The 888-nt window shown below is 44.0% G+C and carries 1 protein-coding gene; it reads right to left on the reverse strand.

What is annotated here, in order from left to right:
* Nucleotides 1-546: penicillin acylase family protein (locus tag AZ66_RS29350; RefSeq protein WP_044358197.1), on the reverse strand; the 546-nt coding region annotated here is incomplete at its 3' end.
* Nucleotides 547-888 lie beyond the last annotated feature (342 nt).

The raw sequence follows: 888 nt of genomic DNA on the forward strand, positions 1-888 counted from the left end.
TTCATACCCCAGAATCGCAAATTCGACCGGTAGTGAACTGGCGTCTTTAGCATGTTTGATGTACTTGTTGACACCATCCGCATACCATTGCAGCACCTGTCGGGACTCTTTTGAGTAAGCGCCAAGAGAAACCTCTGCCGCACGCCGCAAACTGAACGCACGGAAAAATTTATCGCGGTCGATAGCCTTAGTCCCCACCACTTCACTAAGCTGCCCGGAAGCCTGCCTGCGGCTCAAATCCATCTGGAACATGCGATCCTGCGCCGTTACATAACCTTGAGCCATGTAGAGATCATGTTCGTTTTGCGCCTCGATATGCGGAACGCCAGAAGCATCCCTCCATACCGTTACTTCCTTTTCCAGTCCAGAAATATTGAGTTTCCCTTGCACGACAGGCAGACTTTTATTCACGAACCAATATACGTATCCCCCAGCGCAGGCAAGCAAAAGAACGATTACCAAAACAATGATTCCGGTAACGCGCGGCCAGCGTTTCTTCTTGTGACGTCTGACGCTCGGAACGGTTACAGCGGCCAAAAGCTTCATGCAAAGCCACCTCCAGACTTTTGGATGTATTTTGTAAAATTATTCAATATAAATAGTTAAGCGCTTACAAAAAACTGAGTATCTATTCATCATTGTATTAATGAATACGTTGTTCAATGTTCACATTTACGAATAACATGAACAGCCGTAAATCATCGGATAACCCGCTGACTTACGGCCTGACTATTGAACTTTATCCATAGGAGTATGATCATGACTAACCCTAGATGTTATCCATTTAAGTTGATTGCTTCGATTTGTTCTCTTAGTCTTTCGTGTAACGTCGACTACTTCATTTATTTCTTTAAACGTAATTCAAATTCTTCACATGCGATAACGAAT

Origin of the sequence: Paenibacillus sp. E194 (assembly GCF_000935845.1) — a bacterium.
GTDB lineage: Bacteria > Bacillota > Bacilli > Paenibacillales > Paenibacillaceae > Paenibacillus_B > Paenibacillus_B alvei_B.